Here is a 24,309-nt window from a genome sequence, read left to right on the forward strand (position 1 = left end):
GCTCGAAACTAGCGCCCCTGCGCCCAACCGCAAGGGGCATCTGTCGGCTGCGCCCTTCCCGCCAAGCTCAGCTACGTCGCCCGCAATCTTTCCTAACTTGCTGCGCGCGGGTGCGGGTCGCTAGGGACGCGCTCCGGCAAACACCCTCTCCCGTTGCGCCGGTACATCAACAGAAAGTAGTATCGTCATGTCCCGTATCATTGCCCCTGCCGCCAATCGCCAGATCCGTTCGCTGGCCAGCCTCCTGCTTGCCGGTGCGGCGCTTTGCATGCCGGGTACGGCGCAGGCGACCGACGGCTATTTTGTCAATGGTGTCGGCGCCAAGTCCAAGGGTGCTGGCGGCGTATCCATCGCGATGCCGCAGGATGCGTTCGGGATTGCCACCAACCCGGCTTCGGCGACCGCCATCGAGCATCGGCTGGATGTCGGCTTCGAGATTTTCATTCCCGATCGCGGTTCCGAGATTATCGGCAATCAGGCCGGGCTCGACGGGGTCTATTCCGGCAATGATGCCAATCCCTTCATCCTCCCCGAATTCGCCTATGTGCGGCCGCTGTCCGACACGGTTTCGATCGGCATTGCGGTCAACGGCAATGGCGGCATGAACACCGATTACAAGAGCAATCCCTTCGCCAGCTTTGGCGCCACCGGATCAGCAGGCGTGAACCTGCGGCAAATTTCGATTGCGCCGACCATTGCGGTGGAGATTGCCGAGGGGCAGAGCCTCGGCGTGTCGCCGCATTTTGTCGTGCAAAGCTTTGAAGCCAAAGGCATCCAGCCGTTCGCCGCCAATTCGCAGGACCCTGCGAATTTCACCAATCGCGGCGAGGACTGGGCTTTCGGCGCTGGCTTCCGCGTTGGCTATCTCGGTAGTTTTGGTGACAATTTCCGCGTCGGGGCCTTTTACCAGTCGAAAGTCTGGACCACCGAGTTCGACCGCTATGCCGGTCTGTTCGCCGAACAGGGCGGCTTCAACATGCCTGCCTCCTGGGGCGCGGGCGTTTCGATCGACGCGACGCCAAAGCTGACGCTGGGCGCGGATTTCAAGCATATCGAATATTCGCACGTCAATTCGGTCGGCAATCCGATTGCATCGCTGCTTCAGGGCGTCCCCTTTGGTGCGGACAATGGCCCCGGTTTTGGCTGGGACGATGTCGATGTATGGAAATTCGGCGCGGTCTATCAGGCCAGCGACAGGCTTGCCCTGCGCGCCGGCTATGGCCGCTCTGCCAACCCGATCCCGCAGTCGGAGACCTTGCTCAATGTGCTGGCACCGGGCGTGGTGCGCGATCACTTCACCGTGGGCGCGACGTTCAAGCCGTCGGAGAAATTCGAGATCACCGGCTATGCGATGCGCGCGCCGCGGCAGACGGTGAACGGCTCCGGATCGATTCCAGCGCCCTTTGGCGGCGGCGAGGCGAATATCCATCTTGCCGAAACGGCTGTCGGTTTCTCGCTGGGCTTTGGTTTCTAGGCAAGGCTGCCCGTCATCATGGTCCGGGCATCATCATGATGCCCGGTCCTGCCGCACGAAGGCGGCTGCCAGCTGCAGATCGCGGACAAATTTTGCCTGTTCGACCTGTCGGCCCTGCTCGTCGGGAATCCGCAGCAGAAAGGATGGATGCACGGTGATCAGGATCGACCGGCCATCGGCGCCGGACAGGATCTCGCCGCGGTGGCGGGAGATTTTTACCGGCTTGCCGGTCAGGCTTCGCGCTGCAGTCGCGCCCAGCGCGACGAGCAGCTTCGGATCGACCAGCCGTATCTCCTGTTCGACCCACCAGCGGTAATAGTTGATTTCGCCGACATTGGGCGTCTCGTGGATGCGCCTTTTGCCGCGTTGGGTGTATTTGAAGCGCTTCACCGCATTGGTGAGGAAGATTTTTTGTCGGTCGATCTGGGCTTGTTCCAGCACGCGGTCGAGCAATTGACCAGCGGGCCCGACAAAGGGCCTTCCCTCCCTGTCCTCCTGATCGCCGGGCTGCTCGCCGATGATCATGATATCGGCATGGTCCGGTCCGGAGCCCCGCACCAGCCGGTCGGAGAATTTTTCCATCGGAGCATCGGTCTGCTGTTCCAGCAGCGCGTAAACCTGGTCCAGCGAGACCGGAAGATTGGCAGCCGCTCCGTCCATATTCTGATCGAATAGCATATCCTCACGAACGCGCACCACCATCGCCTCGACCCGCGTCCCGGCCTGTTCCAGCAGAGAGGGAATCAGCTCCGCTTCCGGCAGGTTTTTCCAGTATTTCATCGGCATTTCCGATTTCATCGCGCCGATCTTGACCCGGGCGGGGTTGAAGATATTGGCATAATAGGTTCGCCATTCTGCCTCGACCATGTCTTGCTGCGGCACGTCTTCCTTGCAGCCACCGGGACCGACTGCGAGCTTTTGCCCGTCCCAGGCGATGCTCGCGCCGGGAGTCACGATCAGCCAGTCCATGCCGGTGAAGCGGTTGCGGAAAAAGGAAGCGACCGATGCGGTGATATGATGGTCCGGTTCGAACCATGCAACAAATTGCTCGCGGCCCCCGCTCTTGCCGATTTTGCGGAAGCGGACGAAGGCGTGCATCTTGTGGATGTCGCGGCGGATTGCCTTGGCGTAGCGGTTGAGTCTGAGCATATCGGCATCTGCGGGATTGAGATGCAGGTTCGGCACAGATTGGGCGCGGTAAAGGATGCGATAGGCGAGATCGAAACGGTCCTCGTTTCTGTGCAGCAGGGCGGTGTTGATCAGGGACAGCAGCGTCTTTGATATGCGAAGCGGGCGCGAGGGTTGATCGCTGCTTTGCTCCGGCAAGGCAGCGGGTGGCGACAGATCCAGTTCGCTCGTCTGGCGCCTTCCCTCGACCGTCCAGCTAACCTGCTCCGGCGCGATATTGGCTGGCAAAAGCTTGCGCGCATGGTCGCGCCAGCCTTCCAGATCGACTTCGCTGGCAAGCAATATCCGGTACGAGCTGACGATAAGGGCTGGCATGCTGTCCGGCATGGCTAGGCCGGAAACAGGCTGAGCTGTTCGGGAGGCGGTTTGAGCCGGTCGTAGAGGTTCAGGGAGTCCAGCTGCTTGCCGGGATGCCAGTCGACGGTGGTGATGAATGGCAATATTTTCTTCACCGACTGGCAGATGCGCTCGAGGTCGGCCAGCCGCAGGCCGGTAAAACGGCGCGCCTGCAATATCTTGCCGACGCCCTTGCCGCCCAGTCCGGGGATACGCAGCAGGCTTTCCTTGTCGGCGAGATTGATATTGACCGGAAAGCGCGCGCGATTTTGCAGCGCCCAGGCCAGCTTCGGGTCGATGGTCAGGTCAAGCTGTCCGGCGCTGCCGCCCTGCATGATCTCGGCGACGGAAAAGCCGTAGAAGCGCAGCAGCCAGTCGGCCTGATACAACCTGTGCTCGCGCAACAAGGGCGGGGCCTGGACCGGCAGGTTACTGCTGGCGTCGGGGATCGGGCTGAAGGCAGAATAATAGACCCGCTTCAGGCCATAGCTGCCATAAAGACCGTTACTGGTTGTCAGTATCCTGGCGTCGTCGGACGAGTCAGCACCGATGATCATCTGGGTGCTGTGCCCGCCCGGCGCGAACAGCGGCGCCTTCCGGGATGTCTTGCGCTCTGCTTTCGCCTCGCGCACCCGTTTGCCGAGATTGTCCATCGTGCGGCGGATCAGCTTGCCATCCTTTTCCGGGGCCAGCCGGGCGATCGATTCATCGTCGGGCAATTCGATGTTGATCGACAGACGGTCGGCATATTGGCCTGCCTGCTTGAGCAGCTCCGGATCGGCCTCGGGGATGGTCTTGAGATGGATATAGCCGCCGAAGCGGTGCACGACCCGCAGCCGGCGGGCGACTTCAACCAGTTGCTCCATTGTATAGTCCGGACTGCGGATGATGCCGGAGGACAGGAACAGGCCCTCGATATAATTGCGCTTGTAGAAATCCAGCGTCAGGTCGACGATCTCCTGCACCGTGAAGGCGGCGCGGCGCACGTTGCTCGACGAGCGGTTGATGCAGTAGAGACAGTCGAACATGCAATAGTTGGTCATCAGGATCTTGAGCAGCGAGATACAGCGCCCGTCCGGCGCATAGCTGTGGCAGATGCCCATGCCTCCGGTCGACCCGATGCCCCCCGATTTCGCCGAATTGCGCTTCACCGACCCGCTCGACGCGCAAGACGCATCATATTTGGCGGCATCGGCAAGAATCGCCAGCTTTTCGGATCGGGAGAGTTTTGACATATTGCCACGATAGGCTGTGTTCTTGTTTTGTTCAATAACCTAGATTAATATTGGCGTGATTCATCGGGTGCTGCACAGGTTATGCGGTTCTTTATAATCTCAATCTCGGAAAGCCGCCTTTCGCACAGAATGAATGGAACCGGACTGGCAGGGTAGAGCCAGATATCTGGCTGCGCTTCGGATCGATAAATACCGAAAAATTAACCTTATCTGGTAACCTTCTGTTTCAAATAGAGACAAATTGGGCTCCGCTGGGGGGCGTTATGGTCGGGACAAGCTGGACTCGGGCGTCGTTATCCGTCATTTTGACCAATTATTTCGAGCAGTGGCAATCGGCCGGAAAAGGGACTTAGGTTAGCTAATGAAAATCGGAAGCAAGATATTGGCCGGTGCAGCGGCGACAGTGGTTTTGGCGCTGGTCGGCCATGCGGCAACGGGCGAAAATTTCGTTTCAGGTCTGGAACAAAAGGCGCAGACCGAACTAGCCGCACGGGGACTGGATGGCGCCAGCGTCAGCTTCAGTCGCGATCCTCTGTCGCGCAGCGCCATTCTGGACGGCGAAGTCACGAATGACATGAAGCAGAAAGCCTTGGCCGTGGTCATGGCTGTTCCCGGCGTCTCGGGTGCAAGCTGGAAAGGCAAGGAAGATGCTGGCCCGGTCGACGATGCCGACAGGATCGCGCCAGCTGCGGACTCCGCCACCCCCGAAACGGTCGCCAATTGCCAGAAACAAATCGACAAGATTATCGCAGCGAAAAACATCAGCTTCCGCTCCGGCAGCGCCTATGTTTCGCCGGAATCCAATAGAATTCTCGATGAACTTGCGGTCGCCTTGAAGGCCTGTGGTGACCTGTCGATAGCGGTTGAAGGACATACCGATGACAATGGGGACCGCAGCGTCAATCGGGTGATGTCGCAAGAGCGGGCGGACCGGATCAAAGCCGGCCTGATCAAGCGCGGCATTTCGGAAAGCCAGGTCACAGCAATTGGATATGGATCGGAACGGCCTCGCGCCAAGGGTTCGGACGCTGCGGCCGATGCGAAAAATCGCCGGATCGAATTCCGGATTGGCTCGGCAAATGGCCCACTGGAAGATGATGCCAAAGCGCAACAGGAGAAATGATCCATGCCACTTTTACTTGAAAATCTGTTGCTCCTACTGGTTACTTTTGCAATTGGCCTCGCTATTGGTTGGTTCATCTGGGGCCGGAATACCGAAGAATATTAGCCTGGACCGGCTATGAACAAGATTCAGAACGAGGTTTTGAGAAGATGATCACGCTGATTACGGCCAACTGGCTGTTATACCTGATTGCACTGCTGATTGGTGTCGTCACCGCTTTCTCGGTCTGGGCTGGAACCGGTCGGGAATCCTCTGCCGTGGAAGATTTTTCTGCCGACGATGGCCTGCTTGAAAAAGCGGGCGAGCCGGTCCAGCCGGCTGAACCAAAGCCCGAACCATCTCCGCCCGCAGCCGCTGTACCAGAGACTGCGCCACCACCACCGGCACCAAAAGCGGTCGTGGCCCCCGTTGCTACCGTGCCCAAAGCCGAGGCAAAACCGGCGGAATCACCAAAGACTGCACCCGCAGTATCCGGGAAACCCAATATACCGGCGGCAGTGGGCGAACCGGACAATCTGCGGCTTATCAAGGGCGTTGGCCCGAAACTCAATACGCTGCTGATCAGCCTCGGCGTTACCCGGTTCGACCAGATTGCTGACTGGAAAGAAGCCGAAATCACCGAGGTCGATCAATATCTGGATACGTTCAGCGGACGGATCACGCGAGATGCATGGATCGATCAGGCCAAGTTTCTTGCCAAGGATGATATTGCCGGGTTCGAGAAGAAATACGGCAAGCTCTAGCGCCAGCCCCGCTCAATCCATGTCCGGGTTGCTCGCCCGGACAATCAGCTTGTCGATCTTGCGACCATCCATGTCGACAATTTCGAATATCCAGTCCTGATCCTCGAAGCTTTCGCCTTCTTCGGGCAGGTGGCGCAATTGCGCCAGCGCATGACCGGCAACCGTCGCATAGTCGCGGTCCTCTGACAGCCTGATGCTGAGCCGCTCGGCCAGCGCATCAATTGCCATGGCACCAGAGACCAGATAGCTGCCGTCCGCTCGCTCGATCAGGCTGCGCTGGGTTTTCTCATCCTGATCCGAGACAAATTCACCGGCGATCGAACTGAGCAGGTCATTGGGCGTGACGATACCCTCGAAATGCCCATATTCATCGTGTACCAAAATCATCGGCACTTCGGCTTCCCGCAATATGTCGAGCGCGTCGAGCGCATCAAGCTGATCCGGCACTTTCTCGAGCGGACGCATCAATCTGCGCAGATCCAGCTCTTCGCCGCCGAGTTGCGCCGCAACGATATCGCGAGCCTGAACCACGCCCAGAATCTCGTCGACGGAATGTTCCGCAACCGGAAAGCGGCTGTGCTGGGATCCGATCAGCAGCTTGTGAATATCTTCCCTTTTCGCGTCGATATCCAGCCAGTCGACTTCGGTCCGCGGAGTCATTACCTCGCGGATCGGGCGGTCGGCCATGCGGACGACTCCGGCAATCACGGCGCGTTCATGTTCTTCGATGACACCGGAACGCGTCGCTTCGGCAAAGACCATCTGCAACTCATCTGCGGTCACATGATTGACCTGATCGCGCTTCATCCGCATCATCCGGAAAATCAGAGCGCTGCTATTGTCCAGCAGCCAGACCAGCGGCGCGGAAATACGCGCCAGCAATTCCATCGGCTGGGCCATGGTCAGCGCGATCCGTTCCGCCGAGCGCAAGGCAATCTGCTTCGGCACCAGTTCACCGACCACCAGCGACGCATAAGTGGTCAGGCCTATGACAATTGCAAAGCCGACTGTACCAGAGAGTTCCCGGCCCATGCCCAGCGCCTGCAGTCGCTCCGCCACCGGGCCGCCGAGACTGGCTCCGGAAAATGCACCGGCGATGATACCGATCAAGGTGATGCCGATTTGCACGGTGGAGAGAAATTTGCCGGGATCGCCAGCGAGGCGGAGCGCAGCTTTCGCTCCCCGGCTGCCTTGATCGGCCAGACTGTGCAGCTGCGCCTTGCGCGCAGAAACGATCGCCAGTTCCGACATGGCAAATACGCCATTGATCAGCACCAGCACAATTATGATCGCAACGTCAAACCAGGGAAAGGGTGTCATATTGTCCATTGATAGGGCGAAATGCCATAAGCCCTTTAGCAGCAAGTTTTACACAATCTCAAGTTTGCTGTCAGATGCTGTTCATTTATCCTGCGCTAGGCGGAACCTTCTGGTCGGCGGGGCGTTAACTTGATCGAACAGAATTACCTAAAAGGGAGAAGAACATGCGGATGAACAAATCAATAGTTACAGCGGTTTCGCTTGGCGCCTTGGCACTGACCAGCGGCTGCGTAACCGACCCCGAAACCGGAAACCGGACCATCTCCAAAGCAGCCATTGGCGGCCTCGGCGGCGTTGTCGGCGGATATCTGCTCGGCGACGTGCTGGGTGGTCGCAATGACCGTACGGCCAAGATCGTCGGCGCCGGCCTCGGTGGCCTCGCCGGTGCAGGCATCGGCTATTATATGGACGAGCAGGAAAAGAAGCTGCGGCAGCAAACCGCCGGCACCGGTATCGATGTCACCCGGGAAGGCGATAATCTGATCCTGAACATGCCGTCGAGCGTCACTTTCGCCGTCGACAGCAGCGCAATCAGTCCAGCCTTCCAGACGACATTGGGCAATGTTGCCAACACTTTGTCGCAATATGAGAAAAGCTATGTCGATGTGCTCGGCCACACCGACAGCACCGGCAGCGATTCTTATAATCAGGCTCTGTCCGAGCGGCGCGCCGAAGCGGTTGCCAATTTTCTTGCCAACAGCGGCGTACAGCGCGCCCGTCTGGCAACAAAGGGCTATGGTGAAAGCCAGCCAGTCGCCAGCAACAGCACCGAAGAAGGCCGGGCAGCCAATCGCCGGGTCGAAATCAAGATTGTCCCGATCGCGCAGGATGATCTGAACAACTAAATTAGCGCTTGCGCTTAACGCATGATCACGGGCATCCCCTGCAAAAATTTGCAGAGGATGCCCGCACATGACCAAAGTCAATTTTTCCATCGATCTCACAGGACGGACTGCCATCGTAACCGGTGCGTCAGCCGGATTGGGCCGTCGTTTTGCCAAAATATTGGCGGCTTGCGGCGCGAAGGTCGCATGCACTGCCCGCCGCAAGGACAAGCTGGACGATCTGGTCAGCGAGATCACCGCTGCTGGCGGCACCGCCAAAGCCTTTGCACTGGATGTCCGCGATGCCGCTCAGCTTCAGGCCATCATCCCAACGGTTACCGAAACGCTCGGCCAGCCGGATATATTGGTGAATAATGCAGGGATCGTTGACGCCGAACATGCCACCCGGATGTCGATAGACCTGATCGACGATGTGCTGGATACAAATCTGCGCAGCGTGGTCATCTTGTCGAACGAGTTTGCCCGTCCGCTGATCGCAAAAAAAACGCCGGGACGGATCGTCAATGTCGCGTCTATCGCAGCGACTAGCTATGGTGGTGGCGGGGCAGCTCTCTATTCAGTAACCAAGGCCGGTGTGGTTCGTGTCACCGAAACGCTGGCAGTCGAATGGTCGAAATTTCACATCAATGTGAATGGCATTGCGCCGGGCCTGTTCGCCACCGACATGGCCGATGGCATGATCGAGCGTGCTGGCGATTTTTCGGTACATTTCCCGCGCAAGCGGGTGGCTCAGCCGGAGCAGATGGACAGCACCCTGCTGTTTCTGGTGTCGCCGTCTTCTGATGCGGTGACCGGCACCGTGATCAAGATCGATGACGGTCAGGGTTCGCGCTAGAGTTAGTTCCTAGACCAGTTCGCCCTTGAGCAATTTGGGCAGATCGCCTGTTTCGCCTTTGGCCTCGGCCATGAATTGCGCCTTGAGCGGCGGAATCCGCTGAACCAAGCCGATGCCCATGCGGCGAATCTTCGAAGAGGTCTCTCCCGGCAGGCCGAACAGCCGCGTCAGCAGGTCGGTTGCCGCCGAAACCATCATATTGTCGAGGCTGCGCCAGCGGTCATAGCGCGCGAGAATTTGCGCATCGCCAAGATCGAGGCCGGTGCGCGCGCCCTCAACCAGACATTCGGTCAGCGCCGCGACATCGCGCAGGCCAAGATTGAGCCCCTGCCCCGCGATCGGGTGGATGCCATGGCCGGCATCACCGATCAGCACCAGACGATTGGCGGTCAGATGGGAGCTATGGTGAAAGCCCAGAGGGTAAGTCTGGCGGTCGGTCAGCAATTCAAGTTCGCCGAGAAAACCACCGGTTTTCTTCATCATTTCGGCGATGAAGGCGCGCTCGTTGATCTTGGCATAGGCCGGGCCGTCTTTTCTCGAGACCGTCCACACTACCGCCGAGCGGTGCTTGCCATCCGCATCGTCGAGCATCGGCAGGATGGCGAACGGGCCGGACGGGAAAAACAGCTCATAGGCGGTGTTGCCGTGCGGCTTCTCATGCGCGATCTTGCAGACGATCGCGCTATGATCATATTGCCAGTGCGCCATGATGATGCCGGCTTCCTCGCGCATCCGGCTACCGCGGCCATCGGCGGCGATCAACAGCGGCGCGGAAAGCTGGTCGCCATTATCGAGGATGATATCGACGAGATGTTCTCCGCGTTCGCAGGACGCGACCTGTGTCGACAGATATAGTGCAATGCCGTCATGGGCCTGAACCGCCTCGAACAACAGCCGCCGAAGCACGGCATTTTCCACCATGATGCCCATCGGGCCTTCGTCCTGCCCCGGGACAAAGTCCAGAGTGCCGGGCTTGAGTCCGTCGTTGACCAGTATTTTTGCGATATCACAGCCATGCGGCCGCAATTTGTCCGCCAGTCCGATGGCGTCAAACATGTTCCAGCTGGCGCTGTTGATCGCCGAGACCCGGGCATCATTTTGCGGGTTCAGCAAGTCGGCCGGATCGGCGCGGTCGATGATCGCTACGCGCAAGCCATGGGCGGCCAGGGTCAGCGCCTGGGTCAGGCCGATCATGCCCGCTCCCAATATGATGATGTCGCTTTGCCGAGAGTCAATTCCCATGGAGACGCCTTTCCGAGCCCGAATATGGGATATAGTTAGGCATCGACGGCCGGGAAGGAAAGGCAAATCCGGTAAAATAAAGCCAAGAAACTTGACGGCGAGTCCCCGATTCGCGCAAAGGAGCAGTTAGTTAACGCGCGCCTTCGGCTGGGGTGACGCACGGGAGTATATGATGGCGGAAAAAGCCAATGAAGCAAACTGGCGCGAGATCATGCGGCTCAGCCTGCTGCGCAGTGGTGCCCTGATCGGGGCCATCGCGATCTTTCTGGCGACCGTGTTCCTGTTGCTGGCACTGGCCAGCTATTCTCCCAGCGACCCTTCGTTCAATACATCGGCGGGCAGCGTTGAACATAACTGGATGGGGATTTTCGGTTCCTATATGTCCGACCTGTTATTGCTGCTGATCGGCTTGCCGGTCATATTATTCCTGCCGCTGCTATTGTTGCTCGCCAATCGCCTGTGGCGCGACATTCCCCAGCCCGACTGGAAGCAGCAGCTGCTTTGGTGCCTGGTAGCGACTTTGCTGGTGAGCACCGGCCTGGCGCTCTGGTTCCCCGAACCGGAAATGGAATTGCCTTCGGGCCTTGGCGGACTTTCCGGCATGCTGATCGCTAACGGAACCAGCGCCGGTCTCAACGCGATATCGGCCAGCTGGAGCGGCCTGATTTCCGGCATCCTGGTTGCGTTGACCGTGACTGGCGGTCTGGTCCTCGGCTATTTCAGCCTGAGACTCGACAGGCCGCTCTTCTCTGGAACATCTTTCAAAATCCCGGCGATGAAAAGCCCTTTTGCCGAGAAGGAAGACGGTCTGGTAATCGAGCCTGATCGGTCTGGCGTAACCAAACCCAAGTCCAAGAAAGAACCGGCTCCGCGCAAATCGGTCAAACCGGACAACCGGCCACCACCGGAAATCAGCGAACGGGCGTTGCCGCCGAAGAAAGCCGGCGTCAGCAAAGGCAAGCAGGGCGATTTCTTCGGGCCTTATGTGCTGCCATCGCTCGACCTGCTGACCCCTGCGCCGGAACAGAATAACAATGTGATCGACAAGGCCGGTCTGGAACGCAACGCGCGCCTGCTCGAATCCGTGCTCGACGACTTTCACGTCAAGGGGACGATCAACGCGGTCCGGCCCGGTCCGGTGGTCACCATGTACGAACTGGAACCGGCGCCGGGCATCAAGGCAAGCCGTGTCATCCAGCTGGCCGAAGATATTGCCCGCAACATGTCGGCGCTGTCGGCGCGTGTTGCCGCGATTCCCGGGCGCACGGTCATGGGGATCGAATTGCCCAATGCCAATCGCGAGATGGTGGTGCTGCACGAAATGGTCGGCAGCGACAGTTTCGCCGAGCAAACCGGCAAGCTGCCGATCATTCTCGGCAAGAATATCTCCGGCGATCCGGTTATCGCCGATCTGGCGCCGATGCCGCATCTGCTCGTCGCCGGCACCACCGGTTCGGGTAAATCGGTCGGCCTGAACTGCATGATATTGTCATTGCTCTACCGGCTGACGCCTGACGATTGCAAAATGATCATGATCGATCCGAAGATGCTGGAACTCAGCACCTATGACGATATTCCGCACCTGCTGTCGCCGGTGGTGACCGAACCGGCCAAGGCCATAAGAGCGCTGAAATGGGCAGTCGAGCAGATGGAAGAACGCTACCGGATGATGTCCTCCATCTCGGTGCGCAATCTGGCCAATTATAACGAGAAGGTGAAAGCCGCCAAAGCCAAGGGCCAGCCGCTCGGACGCCGCGTCCAGACCGGCTATGATCCCGAAACCTCGCGCCCGATTTACGAGGAAGAGCAGCTCGACTTTGAAGTATTGCCGCAGATCGTGATCATCGTCGACGAGCTTGCCGACCTGATGATGACCGCAGGCAAGGAAGTCGAATTCCTGATCCAGCGGCTCGCGCAAAAGGCGCGTGCGGCCGGTATCCACCTGATCATGGCGACGCAGCGGCCCTCGGTCGATGTCATCACCGGCGTGATCAAGGCCAACCTGCCGACCCGGATCAGCTTTCACGTCACCTCGAAGATCGATTCCCGGACTATTCTGGGCGAACAGGGCGCGGAACAGCTGCTCGGCAAGGGCGACATGCTGTACATGCCCGGTGGCAAGCAGCTGACGCGCGTTCACGGACCGTTCGTCTCCGATGACGAAGTCCGGCGGGTTGCCGACCACTGGCGCTCGCAGGGAACGCCCGATTATATCCAGGCGGTGACCGAAGAGCCCGAAGATGGCAGCTTTGCCTTGGACGGCGCGGATCTGAGCGACAGCAAGGAAGATCGCCAATATACGCAGGCTTGCCAGATTGTCTTCGAAAGCCAGAAAGTCTCGACCAGCTGGCTGCAGCGGCAATTGCGGATCGGTTATAATACCGCCGCGCGGATCATCGACCGGATGGAGGAAGATGATTTCATCAGCGCGCCCAACCATATCGGACGCCGCGAAGTGCTGCGCGACCAACATGGCGAGCCGCTCTAGGAGCAATATCCGGTCTGCTTCCTGACCGAATGATTAAGCCATTGTTCAATCGCCACTGGCTAGGCGGCCATCTGGATAATCTGGAGTTTTCGTAATGTTTAAATATGCTTTCGCCTTGATCGCTGCGCCGCTGGCACTGACGGCAAGCCTGCCCGCCACCGCACAGCAAAGCCCCGCCGACAGTCTGTCGAAAATTCAAGCCCATCTGCGCGCCATGTCGACGATGACCGCGAATTTCACCCAGACCGATCGCGGCGGGCAATTGCTGACCGGCACGCTCACCTTGAAGCAGCCCGGCAAGATTCGCTTTCAATATCAGAAAGATGCCAACTTGCTGATCGTCGGCGACGGGAAAGCGCTGACATTGATCGACTATGAAGTGAATCAGGTCCAGCGCTGGCCGATCAGCAATAGTCCGCTCGCCGCACTGCTCAATCCGGAACGGGACCTGTCAAAATATGGCAAAATCATTCCGACTCGCAATCCCGGGGTGCTGAGCGTCGAAGTCCGCGACCCGAAACGGCCGGAATATGGCATAATCACGATGGTTTTCACGAAAAAACCCGGCGCGCCCGGCGGTTTGAGCCTGGATGGATGGGTGTCGCTCGATTCGAAAAATAATCGCACATCGATCCGCCTGTCCAATCAGAAATTCGGTGTTCCGGTCTCCAACGGCAGCTTCAACTGGGATGATCCGCGGAAAAAAAGCCGCGGCAAGCGATGAACCGAGACCGGCTAAGGATCAGCAGAACATGATCTTTCTTTCGTTCATATTCCCGACAGAAACAGAGGACTATAACCAAATACAGGATGAGAAGAGACAGTCAGGTTTTCCCCCTGTTACCTGATCAAACAAGTCTCAACCCATCCGATGCGTGACGAACGCGAGTTTGCCCCCACCTCCTAAATGCCCCCGGAGGTGGGGGTTTTCCTTTCCCCGTCCTGCGAAATTTCCCGACATCTCTATCGCCTTTGGGCTTGGGTTTCGGCGCAAGCGTGGCTATCAGACTCGCCATGAGTGATAGTCTGAAAATCGTCAGCTGGAATATTAACAGCATCCGTGCCCGCCTCGACATTGTTGAGCGTTTCCTGACAGAGGAAGCACCCGATGTCCTGTGTCTGCAGGAAACCAAAGTGCGCAACGAACAATTTCCCGAAGGGATGTTCCGGCGCCTCGGCTATAATCACATGATATTGCACGGTCAGCCGATGCACCACGGCGTCGCGATCATCAGCCGCGTGCCGCTGCACAAGGATGAACGGTTTGACTGGCAGAATAATGGCGAAGCCCGCCATGTCGGTGCGGTGCTGCAAAATGGCATCAGAATCGAGAATGTCTATATTCCCGCTGGCGGCGAGATTGCTGACCGTGAACTCAATCCGAAATTCGGGCAGAAGCTCGATTTCTTCGGCCGGATGACCGAATGGTCGCAAAATCTGAAAGAGCCGACGATCCTGATGGGCGACTTCAATGTCGCGCCACTGGAATCCGATGTCTGGAGCCACAAGGCGCTGGTCAAGGTTGTCAGCCACACCCAGATCGAGATCGACCATCTCTACAAGATGCGCGACGCGCATGGCTGGGTCGATGTCGGCCGCAAGCTGATCCCCGATCCCGAGCGCCTCTTCACCTGGTGGAGCTATCGCGCCAAGGACTGGCGCGCCTCGGACAAGGGCCGGCGGCTCGACCATGTCTGGGTCAGCCCGGAGCTGGGAGACAAGGCGGTCAGCCATTCGGTCCTTGAAGACGCGCGCAGCTGGGGCAAGCCATCGGATCACGCGCCACTGATCACGGAATTCGAATTTTGAACGCAGCGCCTCACGACGAGGCCCGCAAGGCAGATGGGGCCCGGCAGGCTGCCGCTCGCCGAGCGGCCCGCGCGATTGACGCGCTCCGTCGGGGCTGGCCGATCGGCGTCAAAGCGAATGGCAAGCGGCTGAATCTGTTGCCGGTCGAGACCGGCAATCTGGATGAGGCCCTGCCCTCGTCCGGGACGGTCTCTTTGCTCATCTCAGCCAGCCGCGCAGCGACGCTGAAACTGCTCAACCAGTTCGCTGCCGCCGACCCGAACCTGCCGATCCAGATCAGCCTTCCGGCGCCCGTGACCGCAGCAGAGATTATAGCGATCGTCGATCCGGTGCTCGACATGCAATATCCGATGAAGGGACCGTTCCGCAGCGAGACTCTGACCAATGCGCCAGCCGCCACCGCCGCAATGGAACTGGCGCGCCAGGGCGGATTGCTCCCGGCGTTCGTGATCGTCGATGATGCGGAGGATAAAGTAGATGCAGAGGATGCCGCGGCCTATGCCGATTCCACCGCGCTGGCGATCAGCGCCCATGCCCGGCTCCCGGTCGCAGCCAATTCAGAAGCGCATATCTACGGCTTTCGCAGCGACGCCGATGCTACCGATCATGTCGCGCTGGTGGTTGGCAAGCGCGACAGCAGCACGCCGGTCGTGCGCCTGCACAGTGAATGCCTGACCGGCGACGTTCTCGGCAGCCTGAAATGCGATTGCGGGCCGCAGCTCCACGCCGCGCTCGGACAGATGACCGAGGCGAACTGGGGCGTCCTGCTCTATCTGCGGCAGGAGGGACGTGGGATCGGCCTGATCAACAAGCTGCGCGCCTATGCGCTGCAGGATCAGGGCTTTGACACGGTCGATGCGAACCAACGGCTGGGTTTCGCCATTGATGCGCGGGACTTTTCCATCGCCGCCCGGATGCTGGAGCTGCTCAACGTGCCCAAGGTCAGATTGCTAACCAACAATCCGGAAAAAGTGGAAGGTTTGGAAGCATGTGGCGTGACCGTGGAAGAACGGCTGCCGGTCAAGATTGCCGCCAATCCGCATAATGAATTCTATCTCGACACCAAGCGGGACCGGACGGGACATAAATTATAACGGTAGATGCAATTGGCGAAAGCAACGAAAGCACGCGCCGCCGACCGATGCCATCCAGCCTATTTTCAAGCCATGAACCAAGATGTGGCCAGAAAAACAATCCCCGTCCACACCCTCACCGCTCTCTCCAGCGCCCCGGTGTCCGGTACCAACCCTGTTTGCTGTGCACCCAGCGGCTCTTTTCCCAAACTCTGTTCCGCGGCGGATTGGGGTCCCAGAAGCCGTCAACCCAGACGAAGCGGACGCCGGTCCAGTCCCAATAGCCGTCAATCCAGACCGCTCCGACCACCGGGCGCGGCGGAATGATGACGCGGCGCGGCGGTGGTGGCGCATTGGCGATGAACGAAACCTGCAGACCGATGGGCACGCGTCCGTCCCGATAGGGTGAATGCATATGTCCGGCGCATCCGGTCAATATCATCGTGCCAGCCATGCATGCGGCAATATATTTGTTCTTCATGATTTCTTGCTCCTGTTTCGGGTGGGAGGACGGGTTTATAACGACCCCGGTTCTCTCAGTTTATCCTGATCCCGGTCACGGTCCTGGTCAGCATCCGGATCGATGATACGATCCCGGTCCTGGTCGCGATCCTGATCAGCATCCGGGTCGATAAGGCGATCCCGATCCTGGTCGCGGTCCTGTTCCGCATCCGGATCAATGATACGATCCCGATCCTGATCGCGATCTTGATCGGCATCCGGATCGATAAGGCGATTCTGATCCCGGTCGCGGTCCTGTTCCGCATCCGGATCGATGATACGGTCCCGATCCCGGTCACGGTCCTGATCGGCATCCGGGTCGATAACGCGATCCCGATCACGATCCCTGTCGCGGTCTTGATCCGGTTCAGCCTGACCATCCAATATCGGGTCACAGTCTTTTGTCTGATCGCAATCCCGATCTTGCAGCCGGTCCCGAGTCTGCAACATGTCCTGAGCGCCATCGGGCTTCATGTCCGGCGCACCGGTCCGTGGTGGCATCGGTGGCGACGGGCGGCTTGACGATGCCTGATCTGCAACGTCCGCATCTATAGCGGAGGCGCTGGCAATGGTGAGAGGCGCAACGGCGAACATCATCGACGCGGCGGCGGGTATGACAAGTAGTTTTTGCATTTGAGACTCCTTTGCTGGAACCCAAAATCTATCAGTGCGACCTGCTTCAACACAATCGGGGCAATTACGTATAGGAACAAAAGCCACGCCGACTATCTGTTACCCCAAGGAAAAACGGGGTTAAATTCAATGAACTATTCACGATTCAAACATGGTTGCGGTGTGTCCCTGCTCTGCCTGATGGCCGGTATAAGCTATCAGGCTCAGGCCCAGCCCGAAACGCAGGCACCTCCTCTGGAAGAGGATAGCGAGCCAGCGCAAACGGTTGCTTCCGATGCGATAAGCTTTGATGCCGAGCTTGATATGGCGTTTGGCTATCTCGACAATATTTTTGCCACGCAAAATGACGAGGTCGATGATCTTATTGGTATAGCGCGGCCCCGGCTTGACGTTCTGGCCAAGGGTGAAAATTACCAAATTTCCGTCACCGGCCGCGGTGAAATCGGGCGCTATGAAAGCAACAGCGCAGAAGATTATGATGATTGGCAGATCGGCCTGAACAGCCGCGCGCGCCTGTCATCCGAACTGACTATAGTTGGCGGCGGAGACTATCGCTGGGATCATGAAAACCGGTCGTCTCCCGAAGATGTCAACGGCCTGAACCCGACCGAATATCAGCGCGGCTATGGTTTTGCGGGGCTGCTCTGGAACAAGGGCGATATATCGGCCCGCATCGCGGGAACCATTACCGATCTCAATTTCTCCGACATCCCGTCCACATTCGGTACGATCAACAATGATGACCGTGACCGGGTCCACTATGAGCTGGGCGGGCGGTTCGGCTATGAACTGTCCTCGGGGACGGATATTTTCGTTCAGGCCGCTTATGACGAGCGGCGCTATGATGATGATTTTGACGATTTTGGATTTGCGAGAAGCAGCGATGGCTATTCGGCGGCGCTTGGTCTCCGTCACAAATTTTCTCCACAATTGAGCGCCGAAATATACGCCGGTATATTGGAACAAAATTATGACAGCCCTTTGCTGCGTGATGTCAGTACGGTTGATTTTGGCGCGCTGCTCGACTGGCGGGATCCGACCGGGATATCCGCTACCGTCCGTGTTGATCGCACGGTCGAGGAGACGACCCTGCCAGGTGCTTCCGCCTATATTCTGACCAGTGGCCAATTTTCCTTGCGCGCGATCAATACGCCGCGGTTAACCTCGGGCTTCATCATCCAGGGTTCGCATTATGATTATTTCGGCGCATCACGATCCGAATTTGTCACGTCCACCGGACTGTGGGCGCGCTACTGGCTCGACAAACGGATTTATCTGGGTGCCGACTATGACTTTGCCCAAAGGACATCCAATCGGGCCGGTTTCGATTATGATGAAAACCGGCTGTTCCTGAGGATTGGCGCGCAGTTGGAACCGCGCAAGAATTGGGACGCCGCAAGCCAATTCTCCTTATCGGGTAAATCCGGTCCGGGCGGCGGCTACGGCGCATTGTTGTTCAGTCACGGCACCATGACCACTGGTCTCGACGGGCCGCGGGGAAATGGCGGCAGCAACACTGCGGATTTCGGTGATGATGGCGCTGCGGCTGTTGCAGCAGCCGGCTATGGATTTGTCACCGGACCAATTTATCTGGGGCTGGAAGTGGAAGGCCAACTGGCCGGACCGGAATGGAATCACAACGCCAGCCGCGTGTTTTCGTTGGAAAAGAAAGACAGTTTTGGAGCAAGCCTCCGCCTTGGCTATGTCAATGCAGGTTCCGACCTTGTCTATGGCCGTTTTGGCGTTGTTTCGAGCCGGTTCCGGACCATCTATGATCATCCGGGCAGCTCTGCCGATATCAGCGAACGGGAGACCGGTGTCGGGTTCGGACTGGGCATGGAAGCCGGCTTTGGATCGCGCGGTTTTGTTCGCGGGGAATATTCTCTGGCCTCATATGGTGACTATGATGTGCCCACAGGCCAGGGCGAGTTCGACAATTTTTCCAACAGCGAAAATCAGTTTCGCCTGGGCATCGGTTTTCGCCTTGGTGCCACGCCGGAATCCGATCAGCCCGCTCATGATTTTTCCGGAGCCTATGCCGGCGTCCAGTTTGGCCACGGATCGGTGATCAGCCAGAATTTCGGATTTCGGTCCGGCGGCGTACCGATCGACATCTCGCGCAGCAGCGCCGGGCCGGTTTTCGGCCTGCTGGCCGGCGGGGGAATTGTCTGGGAAAAATTCTACCTTGGCGCGGAGATTGACGCAGATATATCCAATATCGACTGGAATATTGACCGGGACCCCTCGGGCAGAATTTTCTCAACCGAGCATGAATATTCCTACGGAAGCAGCGCAAGACTGGGTTACCAGATCAGCGATTCAGCACTGCTATATGGGCGAATTGGTGTCGTCCGCACCAAGTTCGACACACAGTTTTCCACCAGCAATATTTCTGTCCGCGAGAAAAACTGGAAAACCGGCACCCGCTTTGGCGGAGGGGTGGAGTTGGGGCTCAGTTCGAGCGCCCGATTGCGAGTTGATTACACCCATACCGACTATGGCGCTTTCGACATCGAGGCTGATCAGTCGGTCGACAGATTCGACAATAGCGAGAATCTTTTCCGCATCGCCCTGGCGTTCAAACTGTGACCGGCTGCTACTGACAAGCACGTAAGTATCATTCCTTAGAGACACAAATCACTCGTCAGCTAATTTGCAACGGTACCTATAAACAGAGGAACTTATCGTGAAGAATACAAGCAAGATTACATCTTATAAGAAGCTTTCCATCACCACAGCAATGGCAGCGATTCTGGCACTGGGTGTTGTACCGTTCGGGTCAACCCATGCAGCCAATGCCGCCATCCAGGACAGTCATAGCAGCGGCTCATCCGACCATAGCGATCATGACAGCGATCACGGATCAAAGGGTCAGAAGGGCGGCAAAGGCGATGCTGCCGGTGAAAAGGGACAGGGTAAAAAAGGTGGCCATGACAGTCTGGAAGATATTTTCCGGGATGTGACTGCCAGTTCCGACGACGGAGAGGAAGATTCGGACAAGCCCGCATGGGCCGGCGGTGGCGGCGGAAAAAATGACCGCGGAGAAAAGCCTTCGACCGCGGGCAGCGCCAGAGGAGACCTTTATGGTGACATGTATGTCATCCTGCGCGATGACAATGGCGTTCCGATCCTGAGTGAAGATGGTTTTGTTCAGCCGATTGATGCGGACGGCAATCCGCTCCCGCTGGACGAGGAAGGCGCACCGATTGATCCTTCGCTCGCTACCGAAGTGGAATTGGGCCGCTTGAACGTCGGCCGCGCGCCAACACAAGTTCTGGATCGCCGGGCCGAAGAGGTTATCACCTTGCTGAATACAGCAACCGATGTTTCCCTCGATGCTGCTGGCCGTCTGGTTCTGACTGTCGATGGCGTCGCTAAGACGATTGACTCGCCACTGGAAAATCTGGCCATCTATGTGGCGCTGATGACCACCGGAACCATTCCGGGTGTCGAAGACCTGCCGGGCACCGAATTCGATCATCTGGTTGATGGTGTCCTGACAATGGAAGATCTGGTCTCGGCAGCCGCTTTCGCTGCCGGAGCCACGGACAAGACCGGTTCATTCTCGGTTGATGAAGTTGCCTATCTCAATGCCTTCCTCGGCATCAATATCGAGAAAACCGGTGATGTGGCCTATTCGGTCTTCGACTTCAGCGAATTCTCCTACGATCGATCCGATATGTATGAAGATATCACGGTTGAAGTGCTGATCAAGCAACCAGATGGAACCTATGCTCCCACGGTTATCAACGTTTATGAAGTGATCTTCAACAACGAGGATTATAGCGGCAGCGGTTCGATCTCTGTGTTCTCGCAAGCAGCAGATGATGCCCGGGCAATCATCAACTTCATCCATGAATATGAAGTTCCTGCCGACAGCGTGAACTAGGACTGCGGCTTTCGATAAAAGTGCCCCGCCCGGAAGTTCCGCTTCTTTAAACGGAGTGAGAATATCCGGGCGGGTTCGCCACCAAGACATAGTCCCCCAGAAATCCAGACGGAGATGATGATATGTTTTTACCAACAGATTTGAAAAAATTGGCGGCAAAGGGCTCCGCGTTGATGCTGACGCTCATGCTGTTCGCCTGCATGACCGCGACTCCCTATCAGCCCAATATTTCCGGTCAGAAAATAGCTGGCGGATATTCGGAAACCCGCCTCGGCGAGAATCGCTACCTGGTCAGCTTTGAAGGCAACACGCTGACCTCGCAAGACCGGGTGGAGAGCTATCTGCTCTATCGCGCAGCGGAATTGACCATCCAGAATGGCGATCAATGGTTCAAGCTGCTCGACCATACCACGGAAGCTGACCGGCGAACTTATGTCGACCGCTATCCGCGGATCAGCAGATATGGGCCTTATTATGATTATTGGCGCCCCCACTGGAGCTATTATGCCGGCAGTGACTGGGTGATCTGGCATCCTTATGGCACCAGCCGCTTCTGGTCCTACGACGTTGACATACGCACGGTCGAGAAATTCAAGGCACAGGCCGAGATCAAGATGGGCAAAGGGAAAATGCCGACAAACGGCGACCGGGTATTTGATGCACGCACCGTCATCAACGATCTGGGACCAACAATCGAACGGCCGGAAGACGATTGATCGCGGAAACCGGTATTGAATCGAACAAAAAAACCTCCGCTTTCGAAGGGAAGCGGAGGTTTTTTTATTGGCTTTGCGTGGATGAACTAGAACGGAACATCGTCGTCCAGATCGCTGTCAAAGGCGCCGCCTCCCTGACCGCCGCCGGGACCGCCACCGGTCTGGCCCCAGCCGCCGCCGGAACCACCGCCAGAGCCGCCACCCGAAGGCGCGCCGCCGCCCCAGCCGTCATTGGAGCCGCCGCCCTGACCGCCGCCGCCGGGCTTGCTGTCGAGCATTTCCATTTTCGCGTCGAAACCCTGCAACACGACGTCGGTCGAATAGCGGTCATTGCCGGACTGGTCCTGCCATTTGCGGGTTTGCAGCTTGCCTTCGAGATAGACCTTGCTGCCCTTGCGCAGATATTTTTCGGCAACGCCGGCCAGGCCTTCGTTATAGATCGAGATATTGTGCCACTCGGTCTTTTCCTTGCGCTCGCCGGTTTGCTTGTCTTTCCAGCTTTCCGATGTCGCGACGCTGAAATTGCAGACTTTTCCGCCGTTTGCAAAAGTACGCACTTCCGGATCCTTGCCCAGATTGCCTACGATGATGACTTTGTTGATGCCGCCGGCCATTTCAAATTCCCCAAAAAAATAACGTGATTAACGATTCTTGGGAGACTCTATAGACCGAGGGCGACGGCACTCCAATATGTAATACCGGCCGCGACATAGGCGAGCGCAAAAAGATAGGCGAGCATGAACATCGGCCATTTCCAGCCGTTGGTTTCGCGCTTGGTCACGGCAATGGTCGAGATGCATTGCGGGGCAAAGACAAACCAGGCGAGAAAGGCCAGCGCCGTGGGCAATGACCATTTGCTTTGCAGCCGCTCGGTCAGCGATTTGGCCTCTGCTTCCTCATCCGATGCATCGATAGCATAGGTCGTGGCGAGCGCTGCCACCGCCACTTCCCGTGCCGCCATGGCCGGGATCAGGGCGAGCGCGATATCGCGATTGAAGCCGATTGGCTTGACGACGGGCGCGATGACATTGGCGATCCGTCCGGCGACGCTATAGTCAACCTGGCTCATTCCGCTGTCTTCGGGCACTTTCGGGAAAGTGAGCAACAGCCACAGCACCACAGTAGCGGCGAAGATGATCGTTCCGGCACGGCGCAGGAAAATCCAGGCGCGCTGCCACAGGCCGATCAATATGTCGCGCACGCTTGGCAGCTGATATTTCGGCATTTCCATCAGGAAGCCGCTATTCGGCCCCTTGGTTACCGTCGACCGCAGCACCAGAGCGACGATCATGGCACCGACAATGCCGAATACGTAAAGCCCGAACAGCACCAGCCCCTGCAGACCAATGCCGGGTCCGACGGTGGTCGGCGGAATGAATGCGCCGATTATGATCGCATAGACGGGCAGACGCGCCGCGCAGGTCATCAGGGGAGCAACCAATATGGTGGTCAACCGATCTCTCGGATCGGAAATGCTGCGCGTCGCCATGATGCCGGGAATGGCGCAGGCAAAGGACGACAGCAGCGGAATGAAGCTGCGGCCCGACAGGCCGACGCTGGCCATCAGGCGATCCATGATGAAGGCGGCGCGGGTCATATAGCCGCTGGCTTCGAGCAGCAGGATGAACAGGAACAGGATCAGGATCTGCGGCAGGAACACGACCACCGAACCGACACCGGCAATGGCGCCTTCGATGATGAAGTCGCGCAGGAAGCCCGGAGACAAATTCGATTCAACGGCTGCAGCAACCCACTCGCTGGCGCCTTCAATCCAGCCAATGGGTGCTTCGGACCAGGCGAAGACCGCCTGAAACATGATGAACAGGACCGCGAACAATATGAAGGGTCCGGCGAATGGATGCAAAAAGAGCCGATCGGCCCGCTCCGACCAACGTCGTCCGGCGGTTTCCGAAACAATCGCCTGATTGGCAATCAGCTTGGCCTGCTGCCGCAAACCGTGATCACGATCCTGCGCGACGATCGGTCCGACGCCGTCCTGCTTGAGCTTGAGACGGCTTTCCACAGCAGCAGATAATTCTTCCAGACCGCGCCGCCGCACGGCCACGGTCGGAATCACTGGCACGCCGAGGGCTGCCTCGAGCCTCGCCGGGTCGAGTATCAGCCCGTCCCGCTCTGCCAGATCCATCATGTTGAGCGCCACGACGACCGGATGGCCGAGCGCAATCACCTCGAGCGCAAAGCGCAAGTGATTGTCGAGATTGGCGGCATCCAGAACCAGGATGATAGTGTCGGGCTTGCGCTCGCCTTTCTGCAATCCCATGATGACGCCGCGCGTCACTTCTTCGTCGGGACTGGTCGGATCGAGGCTGTAGCTGCCGGGCAAATCCACCAGTTCGGCGGGGCGTCCGTCGGCGAACGTGAAATGACCGGATTTGCGCTCGACCGTCACGCCGGGATAATTGGCAATCTTTTGCCGCGCGCCGGTCAGTGCGTTGAACAGGGCGCTTTTGCCCGAATTGGGGTTGCCCGCGAGGACAATGAGGGGAGCAGCTTCGGTCATCAATCAGGCGGCGATCGGTACCGCGACCGGCTGGACCGATATCGCCTGCGCGTGCGATTTGCGGATGGCTATCATCATCCGCCCGACTTTCAGGGCAATCGGATCATTCAGGCCGAACATCCCCTTGTGCAATTTCTCCACCGACACGCCTTCATCAATGCCGAGCGCGCGCAGACGGCGGCCTTCGGTGTCGGAAATGGCGGCCCAGTCGATTGCCACGATTTCAGCATTTTGCTTCAGTGACAGCTGGTCAAGGGTTGTGGGTGTTTGCATATATCGCAACGGGGCCTTTCTAATTGCGATTGATTATCAATATTGATTAGTCTTGGCGAGTCTTT

21 protein-coding genes are annotated in these 24,309 nt (G+C 58.1%); 12 read left to right on the forward strand and 9 right to left on the reverse strand.

Translation table 11 applies throughout. The features are described from left to right. The first annotated feature begins 187 nt into the window (after window positions 1-187). Window positions 188-1,474: an OmpP1/FadL family transporter gene (locus tag AZE99_RS11345; protein WP_067201130.1), complete on the forward strand. Its 1,287-nt coding sequence runs from the start codon at window positions 188-190 to the stop codon at window positions 1,472-1,474. A gap of 33 nt (window positions 1,475-1,507) precedes the next feature. On the opposite strand, the gene AZE99_RS11350 is transcribed toward AZE99_RS11345, so the two are convergent. Together AZE99_RS11350 and AZE99_RS11355 are read right to left on the reverse strand one after the other, a co-directional pair. Then, a complete protein-coding gene (locus tag AZE99_RS11350) occupies window positions 1,508-2,977 on the reverse strand; it encodes a UdgX family uracil-DNA binding protein (RefSeq protein ID WP_197460175.1) in 1,470 nt (489 codons plus the stop codon). Window positions 2,978-2,991: 14 nt separating this feature from the next. After that, a complete protein-coding gene (locus tag AZE99_RS11355) occupies window positions 2,992-4,233 on the reverse strand; it encodes a putative DNA modification/repair radical SAM protein (RefSeq protein WP_067201133.1) in 1,242 nt (413 codons plus the stop codon). Window positions 4,234-4,594: 361 nt separating this feature from the next. On the opposite strand from AZE99_RS11355, the gene AZE99_RS11360 reads away from it, so the two are divergent. Together AZE99_RS11360 and AZE99_RS11365 are read left to right on the forward strand one after the other, a co-directional pair. Continuing rightward, complete coding sequence (locus AZE99_RS11360; RefSeq protein WP_067201136.1) at window positions 4,595-5,356, forward strand: OmpA family protein; 762 nt, start codon at window positions 4,595-4,597, stop codon at window positions 5,354-5,356. Window positions 5,357-5,505: 149 nt separating this feature from the next. Further along, window positions 5,506-6,099, forward strand: coding sequence for a hypothetical protein (locus AZE99_RS11365; protein ID WP_082788347.1), 594 nt, complete (start codon window positions 5,506-5,508; stop codon window positions 6,097-6,099). Between the two features lie 12 nt (window positions 6,100-6,111). On the opposite strand, the gene AZE99_RS11370 is transcribed toward AZE99_RS11365, so the two are convergent. Then, the gene (locus tag AZE99_RS11370) at window positions 6,112-7,428 is read right to left on the reverse strand and encodes a hemolysin family protein (protein WP_067201140.1); all 1,317 of its coding nucleotides are present in this window, start codon (window positions 7,426-7,428) and stop codon (window positions 6,112-6,114) included. A 155-nt stretch (window positions 7,429-7,583) separates the two neighbouring features. Here AZE99_RS11370 and AZE99_RS11375 point away from each other — a divergent pair, with 155 nt between their 5' ends. Next, complete coding sequence (locus AZE99_RS11375) at window positions 7,584-8,264, forward strand: OmpA family protein (protein WP_067201143.1); 681 nt, start codon at window positions 7,584-7,586, stop codon at window positions 8,262-8,264. Between the two features lie 67 nt (window positions 8,265-8,331). After that, complete coding sequence (locus AZE99_RS11380; RefSeq protein WP_067201147.1) at window positions 8,332-9,099, forward strand: SDR family NAD(P)-dependent oxidoreductase; 768 nt, start codon at window positions 8,332-8,334, stop codon at window positions 9,097-9,099. Between the two features lie 9 nt (window positions 9,100-9,108). On the opposite strand, the gene AZE99_RS11385 is transcribed toward AZE99_RS11380, so the two are convergent. Then, window positions 9,109-10,341 carry a UbiH/UbiF/VisC/COQ6 family ubiquinone biosynthesis hydroxylase gene (locus AZE99_RS11385; RefSeq protein WP_067201149.1) on the reverse strand — a complete coding sequence of 411 codons (1,233 nt, stop codon included), beginning with the start codon at window positions 10,339-10,341 and terminating at the stop codon, window positions 9,109-9,111. A gap of 172 nt (window positions 10,342-10,513) precedes the next feature. On the opposite strand from AZE99_RS11385, the gene AZE99_RS11390 reads away from it, so the two are divergent. The 4 genes from AZE99_RS11390 to ribA all read left to right on the forward strand — a co-directional run bounded on the left by AZE99_RS11390 (window position 10,514) and on the right by ribA (window position 15,732). Next, a complete protein-coding gene (locus tag AZE99_RS11390; protein WP_067201152.1) occupies window positions 10,514-12,829 on the forward strand; it encodes a DNA translocase FtsK in 2,316 nt (771 codons plus the stop codon). 94 nt (window positions 12,830-12,923) lie between these two features. Beyond that, window positions 12,924-13,553, forward strand: coding sequence for a LolA family protein (locus AZE99_RS11395; protein WP_067201159.1), 630 nt, complete (start codon window positions 12,924-12,926; stop codon window positions 13,551-13,553). 290 nt (window positions 13,554-13,843) lie between these two features. Further along, window positions 13,844-14,638, forward strand: a complete 795-nt coding sequence (gene xth / locus AZE99_RS11400; protein WP_067203597.1) for an exodeoxyribonuclease III — start codon at window positions 13,844-13,846, stop codon at window positions 14,636-14,638. Continuing rightward, on the forward strand, window positions 14,635-15,732 hold the full coding sequence (ribA, locus tag AZE99_RS11405; protein ID WP_067201164.1) for a GTP cyclohydrolase II: 1,098 nt from the start codon (window positions 14,635-14,637) through the stop codon (window positions 15,730-15,732). The genes xth and ribA overlap by 4 nt, the downstream gene beginning before the upstream one ends. Before the next feature lie 115 nt (window positions 15,733-15,847). On the opposite strand, the gene AZE99_RS11410 is transcribed toward ribA, so the two are convergent. Then, window positions 15,848-16,192, reverse strand: coding sequence for a YXWGXW repeat-containing protein (locus AZE99_RS11410; RefSeq protein WP_067201167.1), 345 nt, complete (start codon window positions 16,190-16,192; stop codon window positions 15,848-15,850). Window positions 16,193-16,227: 35 nt separating this feature from the next. Next, complete coding sequence (locus tag AZE99_RS11415; protein WP_156472232.1) at window positions 16,228-16,845, reverse strand: hypothetical protein; 618 nt, start codon at window positions 16,843-16,845, stop codon at window positions 16,228-16,230. A 129-nt stretch (window positions 16,846-16,974) separates the two neighbouring features. Between AZE99_RS11415 and AZE99_RS11420 the strand changes: the two genes are divergently transcribed. The 3 genes from AZE99_RS11420 to AZE99_RS11430 all read left to right on the forward strand — a co-directional run bounded on the left by AZE99_RS11420 (window position 16,975) and on the right by AZE99_RS11430 (window position 21,450). Continuing rightward, entirely contained in the window at window positions 16,975-19,434 is a 2,460-nt protein-coding gene (locus AZE99_RS11420) for an outer membrane beta-barrel protein (RefSeq protein WP_067201176.1), read from the forward strand. Between the two features lie 97 nt (window positions 19,435-19,531). Further along, window positions 19,532-20,734 (forward strand): hypothetical protein, encoded by a 1,203-nt coding sequence (locus tag AZE99_RS11425; protein ID WP_067201177.1) that lies wholly within the window; start codon window positions 19,532-19,534, stop codon window positions 20,732-20,734. Window positions 20,735-20,856: 122 nt separating this feature from the next. Further along, window positions 20,857-21,450, forward strand: a complete 594-nt coding sequence (locus AZE99_RS11430; protein WP_067201179.1) for a CC0125/CC1285 family lipoprotein — start codon at window positions 20,857-20,859, stop codon at window positions 21,448-21,450. An 86-nt stretch (window positions 21,451-21,536) separates the two neighbouring features. On the opposite strand, the gene ssb is transcribed toward AZE99_RS11430, so the two are convergent. From ssb to AZE99_RS11445, 3 genes are read right to left on the reverse strand one after another with little or no spacing between them, the layout of a single operon-like run. Next, window positions 21,537-22,064, reverse strand: coding sequence for a single-stranded DNA-binding protein (ssb, locus tag AZE99_RS11435; RefSeq protein ID WP_067201181.1), 528 nt, complete (start codon window positions 22,062-22,064; stop codon window positions 21,537-21,539). Window positions 22,065-22,111: 47 nt separating this feature from the next. Then, entirely contained in the window at window positions 22,112-23,971 is a 1,860-nt protein-coding gene (feoB, locus tag AZE99_RS11440) for a ferrous iron transporter B (RefSeq protein WP_067201183.1), read from the reverse strand. 3 nt (window positions 23,972-23,974) lie between these two features. After that, the gene (locus AZE99_RS11445) at window positions 23,975-24,244 is read right to left on the reverse strand and encodes a FeoA family protein (protein ID WP_067201185.1); all 270 of its coding nucleotides are present in this window, start codon (window positions 24,242-24,244) and stop codon (window positions 23,975-23,977) included. Window positions 24,245-24,309 lie beyond the last annotated feature (65 nt).

Source organism: Sphingorhabdus sp. M41 (assembly GCF_001586275.1).
Lineage (GTDB): Bacteria > Pseudomonadota > Alphaproteobacteria > Sphingomonadales > Sphingomonadaceae > Parasphingorhabdus.